Genomic DNA, 14,413 nt, shown 5'->3' with positions numbered 1-14,413 from the left:
CCAATGACAAAAACACCTGATGAACAAAATAGCGTGACTCCATCGGCAGATATGCTGGCCCAGGCTGCAAAAGCGGCCAGCAAAGGCAAGGGTCTGCCGCCGGTGCATCTGTGGAACCCGCCCTTTTGCGGGGATCTGGACATGCGCATTGCGCGGGACGGAACGTGGTTTTATCAGGGCACACCGATTGGTCGGCCTGCGCTGGTGCGGCTGTTTTCAACCATCCTGAAACTGGAAGATGGCAAGTATTTCCTCGTCACCCCGGTTGAAAAGGTTGGGATCACGGTTGATGACGCCCCTTTCGTTGCGGTGGATTTCCGCGTCGATGGAACCGGGCAGGACCAGAATCTGGTCTTCACAACCAATGTCGGCGATGAGGTTCGCGCGGGCGCGGACCACCCCATGCGCGTGATCCGCGACGATGAAACCGGCGAGCCTGCGCCCTATATCATGATCCGCAACGGGCTGGAGGCATTGATAGACCGCAAAAGCTTCTACCGGCTGGTGGATTTGTGCCGCCATGAAACCCATGCCGGGGGGCAATGGTTCGGCATCTGGTCGGGCGGGCAGTTCTTTCCTGTGATTCCGTCGGGGGAACTGGGGTAGCCTGACCTGCCTGATGGCGCTGCCGCTTGAACCGGGCATGAAACGCGCACTCCCAAAGGCGCGGAGCAAAGGGCGCGGGCTTCGCGCCTTTGGGATACGCTATATCTGCTGTAGACATGCCCCGGCGGTCACACCCCGATCATCGTGCCTTGCAACACTGCCACCACTTTGCGCGCCTCCCCTGCGACCGCCACCACTTCGGCGCGCACAACGATAAGCCTGCGGCCTGCGCGGATAACTTCGCCGGTGGCTTCCAGCCTGTCACCAATGGCCGGGGACAACAGGTTGATCTTCATTTCAGCGGTCATCACCTCCTGCCCATCGGACATGGATGACAGCGCCGCGTAACCTGCGGCGGAATCCCCCAGCGCGAAGGCCACTGCCGCATGCGCCGCGCCATGCTGCTGGCCGAATTCAGCCAGGATAGGGGCATGAATGACACAGCGCCCCTGCATGGCTGCTTGCAATTCAGCGCGCAGGCTGGCCATCATGGATTGACGGGCGAAGCTGTCTGCGATGCGCGGGTCAATCATGGTCGCAATTCCGGCTTTCAGATAAGGGACAAGGGCATGTTGTATCAGGAACTTATCCGGCGCAAGCGTGATGGCGGCACATTGACCGCCGCAGAACTTGGCGCGATTGTTGCGGGTATTTCCGATGGCAGCATGGGCGATGCGCAGCTTGGCGCATTTGCGATGGCCGTGTTGCTGCGCGGCATGGACCTGACGGAACGCGTCGCCCTGACCACCGCCATGCGCGATTCGGGCGACGTGATGGAATGGGACCGCGGCCCGGTCATCGACAAACATTCCACTGGCGGAATCGGGGACACAGTATCCCTGATGCTGATGCCTGCGATGGCGGCCTGCGGGGCTGTTGTACCAAGCATCGCGGGGCGGGGTCTGGGGCATACAGGCGGCACGCTGGACAAACTGGAATCAATTCCCGGCTATGACATTGCCCCCGATGCCGCGCGCCTGCGGCGCATCGTGGCGCAAACCGGCTGCGCGCTTGTGGGCCAGACCGCCGCGCTTGCGCCCGCCGACAAGCGGTTTTACGCCATCCGCGATGTCACCGGCACCGTCGAATCGCTGGACCTGATCACAGCGTCCATCCTGTCCAAGAAACTGGCCGAGGGGCTGGATGCGCTGGTGCTGGATGTGAAATGCGGCAACGGGGCCTTCATGGAAGATCTGGATTCCGCGCGCAATCTGGCCCGCGCGCTGGTCGATGTGGGCAATGGCGCCGGGTGCCGGACCGTGGCATTGATTACCGACATGTCGCAGCCCCTCGCCCCTGCTGCGGGCAATGCGCTGGAAATGAACCTGACGCTGGATTTTCTGACCGGCCGCGCAGTGGATGCGCGCCTGTGGCGGGTGACCTGCGCGCTGGGTGGCGAAGCACTGACCCTTGCGGGGCTGGCAAATGACCCGGAACAGGGGGTTTCCATGCTGGAAAATGCCTTCCGGTCGGGGGCGGCGGCGGAATGCTTTGGCCGGATGGTCGCCGCATTGGGCGGGCCTGCGGATTTGCTGGAAAATGCGCAGGCATATCTTCCGGCGGCACCGGTCACGCAGGTCGTGGCCGCCCCGTCAGCAGGGGTGGTGACAGGTTATGATACGCGCGCCATCGGGCTGGCAGTCATCGGGCTGGGCGGCGGGCGACGGCAGCCATCTGACCGGATTGACCCGCGCGTGGGGTTCGCGGAAATCGCGCCTGTGGGCCAAAGGGTTCAGGCAGGCGACCCGCTGGCGATTGTCCATGCAGCAGATACGGACAGCGCGGCACTTGCCACCAAGGCATATCTGGCCGCTTGCCGGATTGGCGACACCCCCGCCGCCGCCCCCGCGCCGCTTGTTCTGGACCGGATCAGCGGCTGATCAAGCGGGCCGCGCCCCGCTGCGCAACCGCAGGGCAACCATGGCCCCCAGCACCGCCAGCAGGGCAACCCATACCGGCACATCGCCCACGCGCGCATAGAGTGTCGCGGGCAAGGCCGTCGGCAAAGGCGCGTCCAGAAACCCGGTTTCACCCAATCCCAGTTGCGCGACAATCCCGCCACGCGCGTCAATCACAGCCGACACACCGGTATTGGCCGCGCGCAGCACCGGCAACCCCTGTTCCACCGCGCGCAGTCGTGCCTGTGCCAGATGCTGGAACGGGCCGGTCATTTCCCCGAACCATGCGTCATTGGTGATCTGCAACACCCAGTCGGGGCGGTCTGTGCCGCGCAAATGCCGTGGAAAAATGGATTCGTAGCAGATCAGCGGCAGCGCATGGCCCAGCGGCCCCATATCCAGCAAGGCGGGGCCGGGACCGGGGCTGTAGCCTTGCAACACCTGCGCGGCGAAACCAGCCATCCCGCTGCCCAGCAGAAATTCCGACAGCGGCACATATTCGCCGAAGGGCACCAGATGGTGCTTGTCATAAATCTGCGTGACCTGTGCCGTGATGTCCAGAACCGCAAGACTGTTGAAATAGCGCCCATCTTCATAGCGCTGCACGCCGAAACCCAGCAGGGTTTCGGGGCCATGTGCATGCGTGGCTTCGGCCATCATGGCAAGCCCGTCGCCTGCATGTTCCAGAAAGAAAGGCACAGCCGTTTCCGGCCAGACAATCAGCGCAGGCGCGGGGCTGGCGGGTGCGGCAGTCTGGTCCAGCAGGCGGTTGAAAAACCGCTGCGGGTTGTCGCCCTGCCATTTTTCGGCCTGCGGGGCATTGGGCTGCGCCAGCCTTATGACGTGGTTCTGTGCGGGCGGCAGGTCGCTCTCGCCCCCGCCCCAGACCCACAGGCCCGCAACAAGCGCCAGACCAGCCAGCAGCCCGCCAGCGCGCTGCAATCCTGTCTGCCCCAGCGCAGGCAACAGCGCCACAACCAGCACCAGCAGACTAAGCGCCCCCGCGCCCCCCCATGCGGCCAGTTGCATCAGCGGTGTGCCCACCAACACATGCCCCAGCATGGCCCAGGGAAAGCCTGTGAATATCCAGCCGCGCCCCAATTCCAGCGCAACCAGTGCCGCCACCAAGGCAACCAGCCGCCCGCGCCCATGGCCAGCCCACGCGGCCAGCCACCCCGCTGCGGCCCAGAACAACGCCATACCCCCCGCCATCAGCACCAATGCAAACGGGGCCATCCAGCCATGGCGTTCAGGTTCAATAAAGAACGGCTCCACAATCCAGAACAGGCTTGCGGCGAAATACCCTGTTCCCGCCGCCCATAAACGCCAGCTCCAGTTCCGGGGCGTGGCCTGCAATGGCAATAGGCAAAACAGCACCGCAAGCGCCGCGATTGTCACCCACCACCACCCAAGCGGGGCCTGCCCCGCCGCCATGACAGCGCCAAGCCCGCCATAAGCGGGAAAGGCCACCCAGGCCATCTTTTGACGTGGCGCGCGCGGGTCTTGCTGCGGGGGCGGCGCTGGCTGGCCGTTACCTGTCATTGCGGAACAGATTCACGCAAGGCTTCCGGAATATGGATGCGCAACCGTTCAATCCTGCGCGGGCCTGCCTCGATCACCTCGAATTCAAGGCCGGATTCATGCGCGATCAACTCGCCGCGCACAGGCACCCGCCCGACCAGCACAAAGACCAGCCCGCCCAACGTGTCGATTTCTTCATCCTCATCTTCAGCCGTCAGCGCAAAGCCCAGCCGAAGTTCCAGTTCTTCCAGCGGCGTGCGGGCATCGGCCAGCCATGTGGCGGGTGTTTCTTCCTTGATATGGGCTTCTTCGGCGGTGTCGTGTTCGTCTTCAATCTCGCCGACGACCTGTTCCAGCAGATCCTCGATGGTGACCAGCCCGTCCACCCCGCCATATTCATCGATCATCAGGGCGAAATGTGTGCGCTCTGCCTGCATCTTGCGCAGCAACACGCCCAGCGGCATGGACGGGGGCACATACAGAATGGGCCGCAACAGCGGGGCCAGATCAAGGCTGTGATGGCCGTTGAACCCGTAATGCAATGCAAGATCCTTCAGCAGCAGCAGTCCGACCGGGCTGTCCAGCGTTTCCGAATAAACCGGAATCCGTGAATAGCCCGAATCGCGGAATGCCTGAACAATCTCATCCAGTTCAGCGCCTTGTTCCACGGCCACAATCTCGGCTTTGGGGACGGCGACATCTTCGACGCGCATATCCGACAGGTTCGCCAGTCCCGGCAATGCCGGACCCAGACGGTTACTGCCGCTGTCGTCATCATTCTGGTCGTCGGGGGAAAGTGCATCAAACAAGCGGCCAAACAAGCCGCGCGATTCGCTGTCCTTGGGATCATCCTGCGCGCGCTGCGCCGCCATAGATCCGTCTGTCGTGTCGCCCATGGGTCCTTTCCAGTGCTAAAGTGGCATTTCTGCCCCGTCCGCATATGGGTCTGCCACCCCCAATAATGCAAGTATGCGGATTTCGATTTCTTCCATCACGGCGGCATCTTTGTCACGGATATGGTCATATCCCAGCAAATGCAGGGTTGAATGCACAACCAGATGGGTCAGGTGGTCATCAAATGTCTTGCCTTGTTCCTGCGCTTCACGCGCGCAGGTGTCATAGGACAACGCGATATCACCCAGGGATTCCGGGTCGTCGGGGTCGCCATCCGGCGCATCATCGGGGCGGCCCCCGTCAGTTTCAGCGCTCAAATCCCAGACTGGCCAGCTCAGCACATTGGTCGGGACGGGTTTGCCGCGAAACTGGGCATTCAGCTCCGCAATGCGCGCATCATCGCAGGCCATAAGCACGATTTCATAGCCTGCGGGTGCAATATTCAGCCCGGCCAGAACAGCGCAGGCCGCGCGTTCGGCCAGTTCCTGCAGCGGCACAGTATTCCAGCGCGCATCCTCGATAACCAGATCAACCAGCGGCGCAGTATCAGCCATCCTGTTCTTCGTCGCGTTCATAAGCCTGAATGATGCGGGCCACCAGCGGGTGGCGCACCACATCAGCAGATGTGAAATAGCTGAACCCGATGCCCTTGACCCCGTCAAGAATGCGTTCGGCAGCCCGCAACCCCGACTGCGTGCCGCGCGGCAGGTCAACCTGGCTGCGGTCACCGGTAATGGCCATGCGCGACCCTTCACCCAGACGGGTCAGGAACATTTTCATCTGCATTTCTGTGGCGTTCTGCGCCTCGTCCAGCACAACAAACGCATTGGACAGCGTGCGCCCCCGCATGAAGGCCAGCGGCGCGATTTCGATGCGCCGTTCTTCCATCAGCTTGGCCAGTTGCTTGCCCGGCAGAAAATCATTCAGCGCATCATATAGCGGCTGCATATAGGGATCGACTTTTTCCTTCATGTCACCGGGCAGAAAACCCAGACGCTCGCCCGCTTCAACTGCGGGGCGCGATAGCAAAATCTTGTCGACATGGCCATCGCTGAACATCTGCACCGCAACCGCCACTGCGATATAGGTCTTGCCGGTGCCTGCGGGACCAATGCCGAAATTCATCTCGTTTTCCAGCAGGGCGCGGGTATAGGCCTGCTGCGCTTCAGTGCGGGGGATGATGGATTTCTTGCGGGTGCGGATTTCCAGTCGGCCGGTGCGGAACATTTCCAGTTGTTCCTGCGGTCCGTCCTCGCTCGGGGCGGCCCGCCCCATGCGGATCAGCGCCGCAATATCCCCGGATTCGATCTGACGCCCTTCTTCCAGCATCTGATATAATGCCCCAAGAACCTGCATAACCAATGCGCGGGCATCTTCGGGGCCGATCACTGTCAGTTGATTGCCGCGCCGCAAAATCTGCACACCAAGCTGGCTTTCCAGATGGGTCAGGTTGCGATCATATTCACCGCAGAGATCAACCAAAAGGCGGTTGTCGGAAAATTCCAGATGCGACTGTGCCGCTTCCAGCGGGTTATCTTGCGGGGTCAAGGCGTTGATGCCCAAGTAGGTCTCCTATGATGATCGCGGATGCGCGCGGTACCGTTTCTTCATGCTGCCAATTGCGCTGCCCGCTGGCAAGGATTGTTTGCATGGTCCTGTGCGATGGCCCTGTTTATCGGCAATGCCCTGCCATTTTGCGCCCGGAATGTAGCGCCGATGTGACACGCGGGGCAAATTGCCTGCGGTCGCAGAACAAACCCCTGCCCCGCCATGCGCCCCAGTATCACACCTGTGTCACGCCAGAATCCCGGCCAGCGAATTCGTATTACTCTCAACGATTCTGACGCGCGCGATCTGTCCTTTTTCCACGCGCGGATCAGCCACATGCACCGCGTGCAGATACTCCGACTTGCCAGTCATCTGCCCCGCCGCCCGTCCGGGCTTTTCGAACAGCACATGCACGTCGCGCCCGACCATGCTGTTCTGCGCGGCGCGTTGCTGTTCCGTCAGCAGCGTCTGCAACCGGTGCAACCGGTCCGTCGCCACATCATCAGGCACGCCCGCACGTTCTGCTGCAGGGGTGCCCGGTCGCGCCGAATATTTGAAACTATAGGCCTGCCCGTAACCCACCTGCCGCACCAGCGCCATGGTATCTTCGAAATCCTGATCGGTTTCGCCGGGGAACCCCACAATGAAATCCCCCGACAGCAGCAAATCGGGGCGGGCATCCCGCAGGCGTTCAATCACCCGCAGGTAGCTTTGCGCCGTATGCTTGCGGTTCATTGCCTTCAAAATGCGGTCACTGCCCGATTGCACCGGCAGATGCAGATAGGGCATCAGCTTGGGCTCATCCCCATGCGCGGCAATCAGGTCATCATCCATGTCATTGGGATGCGATGTGGTAAAACGGATACGCTCCAGCCCGTCCACGCGCGCCAAAGCGCGGATCAGCCGCGCCAATGACCATGTGCCCCCGTCGCCCGCGCCATGATAAGCGTTGACATTCTGGCCCAGCAGCGTGATTTCACGCACCCCGCGTTCCACCAGATCGCGCGCTTCTGTCAGAATACGCTCCACCGGGCGCGACACTTCCGCCCCGCGCGTATAGGGGACCACACAAAAGGCGCAGAACTTGTCGCAGCCTTCCTGCACGGTCAGAAACGCTGTCGGTCCTCGCCCGGTGCGGGGGGGCTTGGGCAAATGCGCGAATTTGTCTTCTTCCGGGAAATCAGTGTCCACAGGGCGCGCGCCATCGCGCATGGCCTTTTCCATCGCGGGCAGCCGATGATAAGTCTGCGGCCCGACCACCAGATCCACCAGCGGCTGGCGGCGCATGATTTCCGCCCCTTCGGCCTGCGCGACGCATCCCGCAACACCGATTTTCAGGTCGGGATTGGCGGCTTTCAGCGGCTTGAACCGGCCCAGTTCCGAATAAACCTTCTCGGCGGCCTTTTCGCGGATATGGCAGGTATTCAGCAAGATCATGTCGGCATCTTCTGCCTGATCGGTCAGCGTATAGCCGGACGCGCCCAGCGCTTCGGCCATGCGTTCACTGTCATAAACATTCATCTGACAACCATAGGTCTTGATGAATAGCTTCCTGGCGTCGGCCATAGGCCCCCCTTGCAACGCTGGATCGGGTTTATGTGGCCATAGCGGAAACCGGCCCCACCCTCAAGCCGGTCAGATAGCCGCGTCTGCCACCTGCGGCAAGCGAAGGGCGGCACGAATCGGCAGATGGTCGGACGCCTTGCGTGCCAGGTCGCTGTCATGCGTGCGCAGATCGCTGATGAGCGCCTGCCGACAACCGATGATCCGGTCCAGCGGCAGCACGGGCATTTGCGCCGGAAAACTGGCGATGGTGGCCGCAGACCGTTTCACGGCCCGCAATTCACGCCGCATGGGCATCAGCGAACAGCGCGCGCCCAGCCGCCATTCATTGAAATCACCCATCACCAGTGTCGGCCGCCCGTCGCCCCCGTCAATTTCTTCAGACAAGCGCCGGGCCTGTAACAGGCGCGACTGATGCAACAGCCCCAGATGCGCAGAAATCACACGCAGCGGCTGGCCGTTCAGCCGGATATCGGCAACAATCGCCCCGCGCGGTTCCAGCCCCGGCAGCGTAATGGCGCGCGCCTGTTCCACTTCCGCACCGCGCAGCAATAACAGATTGCCATGCCAGCCATGCGCATGCGCACCCAGCCTGTCGGTCAGAACCAGCGGACTCAGACCTGTTTCAGCGCGCAACATATCGGGGTCAAGCACACCCTTGCGGTCCCCGAAACGGCGGTCCACTTCCTGCAACGCAACAATATCGGCCCCGATTTCACGAATCACACGCACAGTGCGCGCCGGATCCCGTCGCATGTCGGTTCCGACTGCCTTGTGAATATTGTAGGAACTGACGATCAGATCGGACATCGGCCTTTGGGGGTTTAACACAGCATGTATATCATATGCGGATCATGGGCGCGGTTCACAATAGCCCGATGTGCTCAAGAATATGTTAAGGGGCACATATGACCGCGAATGACACAACAGACGCACTGGTCATCGGGGCCGGACCCGCGGGCCTGATGGCGGCACAGGCTCTGGCGCAATCGGGGCGCAAGGTCGTGATATGTGACGCCATGCCATCGCCCGCGCGCAAATTCCTGATGGCCGGGAAATCGGGGCTGAACCTGATGAACGCCGCCCCCCTGAACGCGCAGATTGCGCAATACGGGGACGCAGCGCCATGGCTGGCCCCGATCCTGCACGATTTCGGCCCTGACCATATCCGCGACTGGGCGGACGGGCTGGGGGCCGATCTGTTCACCGGCTCATCCGGTCGCGTCTTTCCGCGCGCCATGAAAGCCTCGCCCTTGTTGCGGGCATGGCTGGCACGGCTGGAAGGCGCAGGCGTGACATTGCGCCGGGGCTGGCGCTGGCAAGGCGGCGCATTCGGCTTCGCAACCCCCGATGGCCCGCGCCAGCTGACACCGAAGGTCTGCGTGCTGGCGCTCGGCGGGGCAAGCTGGGCGCGGCTTGGCTCTGACGGGGCATGGACGGGTGAACTGGCCACGCGCGGCGTGGCGCTTGCGCCGCTCACACCCGCCAATATGGGGTTCATGGTGGATTGGTCGGACCATATGCGCCCCCATTTCGGCATGCCGGTCAAAGGGGTGCGCCTGATGGCGGACAAGCATTCCGTGCGCGCGGAATTCGTCATTTCGGCCCGCGGGGTCGAAGGGGGCGGGATTTATGCGCTCTCGCGCCATTTACGCGACGGCGCGACACTGACGCTGGACATGTTTCCGGACCGTTCCGTGCAGGGTATTGCGCAGCGGCTGGCCACGCAGCCCGCGAAACTGTCCACAACGAACCGCCTGCGCAAGGCACTTGGCCTGTCAGGCGTGCGCCTTGCGCTGGTGCAGGAAATGGCCCGCCCCTTGCCCACGGACCCGACCGAACTTGCGCAAAGCCTGAAGGCCCTGCCCATCGCCCTGCAAGGCCCCCGCCCGCTGGATGAGGCGATTTCCACCGCTGGCGGCATCATGCGCGCGGCCCTGACCGACGGGCTGGAATTGCGCGACTGGCCCGGTGTCTTTGCCGCCGGCGAAATGCTGGACTGGGAAGCGCCGACCGGCGGCTATTTGCTGAGCGCCTGCCTTGCGACCGGTCATTGGGCGGGCAGGCATGCCGCAACACATCGCTGAATTCATCTTGCCCCTTATGCAGGCCGCAGGTTCAGCGCGCGTTCCTGCACCGGCAAATGCACGATGGCCGAAAACAGCCCGACCCCCACACCAACCCACCAGACCAGCGTGTAGTCCCCATGCAGGTCATACAGCGCCCCACCCAGCCAGACGCCCAGAAAACTGCCCAGCTGATGGCTGAAAAACACAATCCCGTATAGCGTGCCCATATAGCGCAGCCCGTAGATATGCGCGATCAACCCCGATGTCAGCGGCACAGTGGCCAGCCACAACGCCCCCATGATGACGGAAAACACCAGCACCGACCCCGGCGTGATCGGCGACAGGATGAAGGCCGCCGCAACCACAGTGCGCGCCATATAGATCGATGCCAGCAGGTATTTCTTGGAGTAGCGCTTGCCCAGCCACGCGGCCAACAATGTGCCACCAATATTGGCCAGCCCGATCAGCGAAATGGCCACCGCCCCCAGCGCTGACGTGGTGGTAATGCCAATGGCCGCCAGCATGCCGTCCGGGTTGATGGGGCCGCACATTTCGGTCACCATGGCGGGGAAATGCGCGGTCACGAATGCAAGCTGGTATCCGCAGGAAAAAAAGCCCAGAAAAATCAGCGTGAAACTGGGGTCACGAAATGCCTGTTTCAGCGCGGCCCCCATGCTTTGTTCCAGTTCCGCACGGCTGGCGGGGGCGGGGCTGCGCATCATCGGCAGGGCAAACAGGCTAAGCAATACCAGCGCCGCGAAAATGACGAACACGCTTTGCCACGAATAAAACGACAGCAGGATTTCCGCCATTGGCGCACCAAATACCTGCCCGGCACTGCCCGCAGCGGTCGCAATCCCCAATGCCAGCGAACGGTTTTCATCCGATGCAGCGCGCCCGACAACAGCCAGAATCACGCCAAATCCCGTGCCCGCAACCCCAAACCCCACCAGAATTTCCAGAAACTGATGCGCGCCGGGGGTCACCGCGAAGGATGACAGCACCAGCCCGGCTGCGTAGATCAGCGCACCCAGAAAAATGGCGCGGCGGTCCCCGAAACGTTCGGCAATGGCCCCGAAAATCGGCTGGCCAATGCCCCATGCAAGGTTCTGAATAGCAATCGCCAGCGAAAATTCGGCGCGCAGCCAGCCGAATTCTTCGGCAATCGGGATCTGGAACACCCCGAAACTGGCGCGGATGGCAAAGCTGATCATGATGATGACGCAGCCGCCAATCAGAACAGGGGTCATCAGGGGGGCGCGGGCAGTCTGTGGCATGGCAGCAGCTTTCAGAAATATGTCCTGAACATGTTCAATTCTGCAGACAGCGTCAAGCGACCACACGCATCATTCCCCTGAAACCGCGGGCCGGGCGCGACCGGTCCGGCACTATGCACCGCAGGCCGCTATGCCTGGGCCGGACACGGCCGCATCCGGACCTGCGTGACAACAATTGGCCCGGTGCCAGGACGCAGCCGGGCATTCTGACGCGGGCTATCTGGTCCGAATGGTTCGTCACCCGAATGCGGGAATTGCAAATGGCCCCCCGGACACGGGCTTCTGTCTGCGCCGGTCCTGCGCGCCTGCGGGGCTCCCCCCTCGCGCATGACGCAATTCACCATACTCGCACTGTCACTGTCCGGGGGTATATCCACTGTCCGGGGGTATATCGCGGAACACGCCCTGACTTTTTTGGAAAATCAGCGCCCGCTTTTACACCCGGGGCGGGTCAGATCATCGGTTGTTCCCGTAACCGTTGCCGCAGCAACAGCACCAGATTGGCGACAGCGCCGCTTTCGCGCGCCCCGGCAACAGCTGCAATGATCGTGTCGTCATGCAGGCTGCGCCCCAGCGCTTCGGTGAATTGCAACGCATAGCCGCGCCGCAGGGCACAACCCGCGTTCCGCAGCAGGTCACAGGCCATATGGACATCATCGCGCAACGCCGCCGGGTCATGGCGCGGGGAGGTTCCGGCAGGGGTCTGATGCCATAAATCAAAGAAGACCGGGGCCAGAAGATCACGAAACCGCGCCATGCTGGCAACCGGTTTGGCCAGAAAATGGTCAGCGCCCGCATCCAGCGCGAGGCCTTCCATCTCTGGCTGGCCGGATGTTGCAACGACAAGGGCCACACGCGGTCTGCGCCGGTCCAGCATCCGCACCAGATCCAGTCCGCACCCATCCGGCAGGCCGATATCCACGATCACCGCGTCAGGCGTATATAATTCCAGATGGCGGCGGGCCGCGCGCAAGGTATCGACACGGCGCAACCGCGCGGCGGCACCCCGGAACATCAGGCGAATGGCATCGCTTGCGACATGGCTGTCCTCCACCAGCAGCAGGGTCCGCCCTTGCGCATACTGACGGGGCAACACCATCAAGGCCCCGATATTCCGCCACATGGGCCATGTCGTGTCCGGCGTGTTCATCGCACCCTCCATCTTCTGCTGAAGAAGGCCAGTTCACCGCAAATACCCTAATATCGCGTAAAGATGCCGGTCCTGCGCCATTCGGTCACGGCGGTTCTTCTTGCATCATCCGAAAATCCCCAGCATAAGCCTGCGCAATATTGTTACCTTGGGGGATTGCCATGATCGGACGCCTGAACCATGTCGCCATCGCTGTGCCGGATCTGGATGCCGCGGCGGCACAGTACCGCAACACGCTGGGCGCCGATGTCGGCGCACCACAGGACGAACCCGACCATGGTGTCACGGTCATTTTCATCACCTTGCCCAATACCAAGATCGAATTACTTTATCCGCTGGGTGACAACAGCCCCATTCAGGGCTTTCTGGACAAGAACCCGTCTGGCGGCATTCACCATATCTGCTACGAGGTCGAGGATATTCTGGCCGCGCGTGACAAACTGAAGGCCGAAGGCGCGCGTGTTCTGGGCACGGGGGAACCGAAGACCGGCGCGCATGGCAAGCCTGTGCTGTTCCTGCACCCGAAGGATTTCAACGGCTGTCTGGTTGAACTGGAGCAAGTCTGATGTCGATCATGTCCGCAATTGCCCTTTATGGCGTTATCTGGTTCATGACCATGTTTCTGGTCCTGCCCTTCCGCATGAAAACCCAAGGGGAAGCGGGCGAAGTTGTGCCGGGCACGCCGTCATCCGCACCATCTGACGCGCGGATGCTGCGCAAGGTCAAGTTAGTGACCGTCATTGCGACAGTGGCGTTTGCGGTTATCGCGGGCATTATTCTGTCCGGAATCATCACCTTCGAGATGATAGAGGGTATCACGCGCGGGTGGTGACCGGTCCCTGCGGCACGATAAGGGCACGCTGACGCATTCCGTCTGCGGGGTGAAGCGGGCGCTGTGCACCAAGCCCGCGCCAGCGGTGGGCCGGGGACTGCCGGTCCGGCGTTGAAGGGGTTCCACTTTATGCAGGCGAAATACCCCGACAACAAAGGCTTGGCGTGTCGCTGGCGAAATCGGCAGGCCGCGGGACGGCCAGACCTATGGCGCGGGCCAGCCTCGCGGCCTTGATTCCGCGCTCTCTGAGAATCGCGCCTCCGGCTCAATCCCCCATCACAACCTAGCCGATAAACCGCGTCAGGCCCGCAACATCAGGGCGCGGGCGTTCGGGCGGGGCTGCACGCGCGGTGCCAAGATGGATGAACCCCGCAACCCATTCCTGCGGCTGTAAATCCAGCGCAGGCGCAATGAAGTCCCGGTCATGCGCGGCCCAGCCGGTCAGCCAGTTTGCGCCAAAGCCGCTGGCAAGCGCCGCATTCACCAGCCCCAGACATACCGCGCCCGCGCTTAATGTCTGTTCTATCTGCGGCACCTTGTCCGATGGTTTGGGGCTGGCAATGACCGCGACCACCTGATGCGCCTGCGCGAAGGCAGCGCTGGCCTTTGTCACCACATCCGCCGACATGTCGCGGTCCGCACCATAGCTGTCAATCATCCCCGCAAACCGCATACAGGCAGCGCGTTCCAGCACTGCGAAGCGCCAGGGTTCCAGCTTGCCGTGATCGGGCGCGCGCGATGCCGCTGTCAGCAACCCCATCAATGTGTCGCGGTCTGGCACTGGCAGGCCCAGCAGCTTGGCCGGTCTGGAACGACGTGTTTGTAAAAATGCCATCACGGCGGGATCAATATGCATCAGGAACTCATTTTTTTTCGGTTTCGCGGCGTTACATAAGCACTTCTTCATCCACAGGAAAGTGTCCCTGCAAACCCTGCGTTTCAGGTGACAGAGGTTGTGCCAATTCGCGGCAACTGCCTGTTCTGCGCAAATCACGCCATATGATGGACATAAATTTCTGGCACATGGCGTTGAAAATACGCGCGCCCCTTTCAAA

15 protein-coding genes are annotated in these 14,413 nt (G+C 62.0%); 5 read left to right on the top strand and 10 right to left on the bottom strand.

Going from position 1 to position 14,413, the window contains the following annotated elements:
• The first annotated feature begins 3 nt into the window (after window positions 1-3).
• Window positions 4-606 (top strand): DUF1285 domain-containing protein, encoded by a 603-nt coding sequence (locus PUT78_RS02850; protein WP_274350584.1) that lies wholly within the window; start codon window positions 4-6, stop codon window positions 604-606.
• A 128-nt stretch (window positions 607-734) separates the two neighbouring features.
• Here the strand turns inward: PUT78_RS02850 and PUT78_RS02845 are convergent, their stop codons facing one another.
• Entirely contained in the window at window positions 735-1,139 is a 405-nt protein-coding gene (locus PUT78_RS02845) for a PaaI family thioesterase (RefSeq protein WP_274350583.1), read from the bottom strand.
• A 36-nt stretch (window positions 1,140-1,175) separates the two neighbouring features.
• On the opposite strand from PUT78_RS02845, the gene deoA reads away from it, so the two are divergent.
• Window positions 1,176-2,486 (top strand): thymidine phosphorylase, encoded by a 1,311-nt coding sequence (gene deoA / locus PUT78_RS02840; RefSeq protein ID WP_274350582.1) that lies wholly within the window; start codon window positions 1,176-1,178, stop codon window positions 2,484-2,486.
• On the opposite strand, the gene lnt is transcribed toward deoA, so the two are convergent.
• The 6 genes from lnt to PUT78_RS02810 form a co-directional block, all read right to left on the bottom strand.
• Window positions 2,487-3,983 carry an apolipoprotein N-acyltransferase gene (gene lnt / locus PUT78_RS02835; protein WP_420793453.1) on the bottom strand — a complete coding sequence of 499 codons (1,497 nt, stop codon included), beginning with the start codon at window positions 3,981-3,983 and terminating at the stop codon, window positions 2,487-2,489. It abuts the gene before it with no gap.
• A 59-nt stretch (window positions 3,984-4,042) separates the two neighbouring features.
• Entirely contained in the window at window positions 4,043-4,921 is an 879-nt protein-coding gene (locus PUT78_RS02830) for a transporter associated domain-containing protein (protein ID WP_274350580.1), read from the bottom strand.
• Window positions 4,922-4,936: 15 nt separating this feature from the next.
• Window positions 4,937-5,473 (bottom strand): rRNA maturation RNase YbeY, encoded by a 537-nt coding sequence (gene ybeY, locus PUT78_RS02825; protein ID WP_274350579.1) that lies wholly within the window; start codon window positions 5,471-5,473, stop codon window positions 4,937-4,939.
• Entirely contained in the window at window positions 5,466-6,482 is a 1,017-nt protein-coding gene (locus PUT78_RS02820) for a PhoH family protein (protein WP_274350578.1), read from the bottom strand. Before PUT78_RS02820 ends, ybeY begins: the two co-directional genes overlap by 8 nt.
• 231 nt (window positions 6,483-6,713) lie before the next feature.
• Window positions 6,714-8,033: a tRNA (N6-isopentenyl adenosine(37)-C2)-methylthiotransferase MiaB gene (miaB, locus tag PUT78_RS02815; RefSeq protein ID WP_274350577.1), complete on the bottom strand. Its 1,320-nt coding sequence runs from the start codon at window positions 8,031-8,033 to the stop codon at window positions 6,714-6,716.
• Between the two features lie 69 nt (window positions 8,034-8,102).
• Window positions 8,103-8,840, bottom strand: a complete 738-nt coding sequence (locus PUT78_RS02810) for an endonuclease/exonuclease/phosphatase family protein (RefSeq protein WP_274350576.1) — start codon at window positions 8,838-8,840, stop codon at window positions 8,103-8,105.
• Window positions 8,841-8,938: 98 nt separating this feature from the next.
• Between PUT78_RS02810 and PUT78_RS02805 the strand changes: the two genes are divergently transcribed.
• Window positions 8,939-10,117, top strand: coding sequence for a BaiN/RdsA family NAD(P)/FAD-dependent oxidoreductase (locus PUT78_RS02805; protein WP_274350575.1), 1,179 nt, complete (start codon window positions 8,939-8,941; stop codon window positions 10,115-10,117).
• A 14-nt stretch (window positions 10,118-10,131) separates the two neighbouring features.
• Here PUT78_RS02805 and PUT78_RS02800 read toward each other — a convergent pair whose 3' ends face one another.
• Window positions 10,132-11,376 (bottom strand): MFS transporter, encoded by a 1,245-nt coding sequence (locus PUT78_RS02800; RefSeq protein WP_274350574.1) that lies wholly within the window; start codon window positions 11,374-11,376, stop codon window positions 10,132-10,134.
• A 451-nt stretch (window positions 11,377-11,827) separates the two neighbouring features.
• Complete coding sequence (locus tag PUT78_RS02795; protein ID WP_274350573.1) at window positions 11,828-12,526, bottom strand: response regulator; 699 nt, start codon at window positions 12,524-12,526, stop codon at window positions 11,828-11,830.
• A gap of 161 nt (window positions 12,527-12,687) precedes the next feature.
• Between PUT78_RS02795 and mce the strand changes: the two genes are divergently transcribed.
• Window positions 12,688-13,092 carry a methylmalonyl-CoA epimerase gene (gene mce, locus PUT78_RS02790; protein WP_274350572.1) on the top strand — a complete coding sequence of 135 codons (405 nt, stop codon included), beginning with the start codon at window positions 12,688-12,690 and terminating at the stop codon, window positions 13,090-13,092.
• Window positions 13,092-13,358, top strand: a complete 267-nt coding sequence (locus PUT78_RS02785; protein ID WP_274350571.1) for a DUF1467 family protein — start codon at window positions 13,092-13,094, stop codon at window positions 13,356-13,358. Before mce ends, PUT78_RS02785 begins: the two co-directional genes overlap by 1 nt.
• 283 nt (window positions 13,359-13,641) lie before the next feature.
• Here PUT78_RS02785 and PUT78_RS02780 read toward each other — a convergent pair whose 3' ends face one another.
• Entirely contained in the window at window positions 13,642-14,214 is a 573-nt protein-coding gene (locus tag PUT78_RS02780) for a nitroreductase family protein (RefSeq protein ID WP_274350570.1), read from the bottom strand.
• Between the last annotated feature and the right edge of the window lie 199 nt (window positions 14,215-14,413).

The organism is Roseinatronobacter alkalisoli (assembly GCF_028745735.1).
Classification (GTDB): domain Bacteria; phylum Pseudomonadota; class Alphaproteobacteria; order Rhodobacterales; family Rhodobacteraceae; genus Roseinatronobacter; species Roseinatronobacter alkalisoli.
The sequence above is the reverse complement of the archived record's forward strand: the minus strand, read 5'-3'. Positions and strand labels throughout refer to the sequence as shown.

Excerpts from the sequence above, each read along its gene's own strand:
- PUT78_RS02850 (WP_274350584.1), top strand. The coding sequence starts at position 4 with ATGACAAAAACACCTGATGAACAAAATAGCGTGACTCCATCGGCAGAT.
- PUT78_RS02845 (WP_274350583.1), bottom strand. The coding sequence starts at position 1,139 with ATGATTGACCCGCGCATCGCAGACAGCTTCGCCCGTCAATCCATGATG.
- deoA (WP_274350582.1), top strand. The coding sequence starts at position 1,176 with ATGTTGTATCAGGAACTTATCCGGCGCAAGCGTGATGGCGGCACATTG.
- lnt (WP_420793453.1), bottom strand. The coding sequence starts at position 3,983 with ATGGCCTGGGTGGCCTTTCCCGCTTATGGCGGGCTTGGCGCTGTCATG.
- PUT78_RS02830 (WP_274350580.1), bottom strand. The coding sequence starts at position 4,921 with ATGGGCGACACGACAGACGGATCTATGGCGGCGCAGCGCGCGCAGGAT.
- ybeY (WP_274350579.1), bottom strand. The coding sequence starts at position 5,473 with ATGGCTGATACTGCGCCGCTGGTTGATCTGGTTATCGAGGATGCGCGC.
- miaB (WP_274350577.1), bottom strand. The coding sequence starts at position 8,033 with ATGGCCGACGCCAGGAAGCTATTCATCAAGACCTATGGTTGTCAGATG.
- PUT78_RS02810 (WP_274350576.1), bottom strand. The coding sequence starts at position 8,840 with ATGTCCGATCTGATCGTCAGTTCCTACAATATTCACAAGGCAGTCGGA.
- PUT78_RS02805 (WP_274350575.1), top strand. The coding sequence starts at position 8,939 with ATGACCGCGAATGACACAACAGACGCACTGGTCATCGGGGCCGGACCC.
- PUT78_RS02800 (WP_274350574.1), bottom strand. The coding sequence starts at position 11,376 with ATGCCACAGACTGCCCGCGCCCCCCTGATGACCCCTGTTCTGATTGGC.
- PUT78_RS02795 (WP_274350573.1), bottom strand. The coding sequence starts at position 12,526 with ATGAACACGCCGGACACGACATGGCCCATGTGGCGGAATATCGGGGCC.
- mce (WP_274350572.1), top strand. The coding sequence starts at position 12,688 with ATGATCGGACGCCTGAACCATGTCGCCATCGCTGTGCCGGATCTGGAT.
- PUT78_RS02785 (WP_274350571.1), top strand. The coding sequence starts at position 13,092 with ATGTCGATCATGTCCGCAATTGCCCTTTATGGCGTTATCTGGTTCATG.
- PUT78_RS02780 (WP_274350570.1), bottom strand. The coding sequence starts at position 14,214 with ATGCATATTGATCCCGCCGTGATGGCATTTTTACAAACACGTCGTTCC.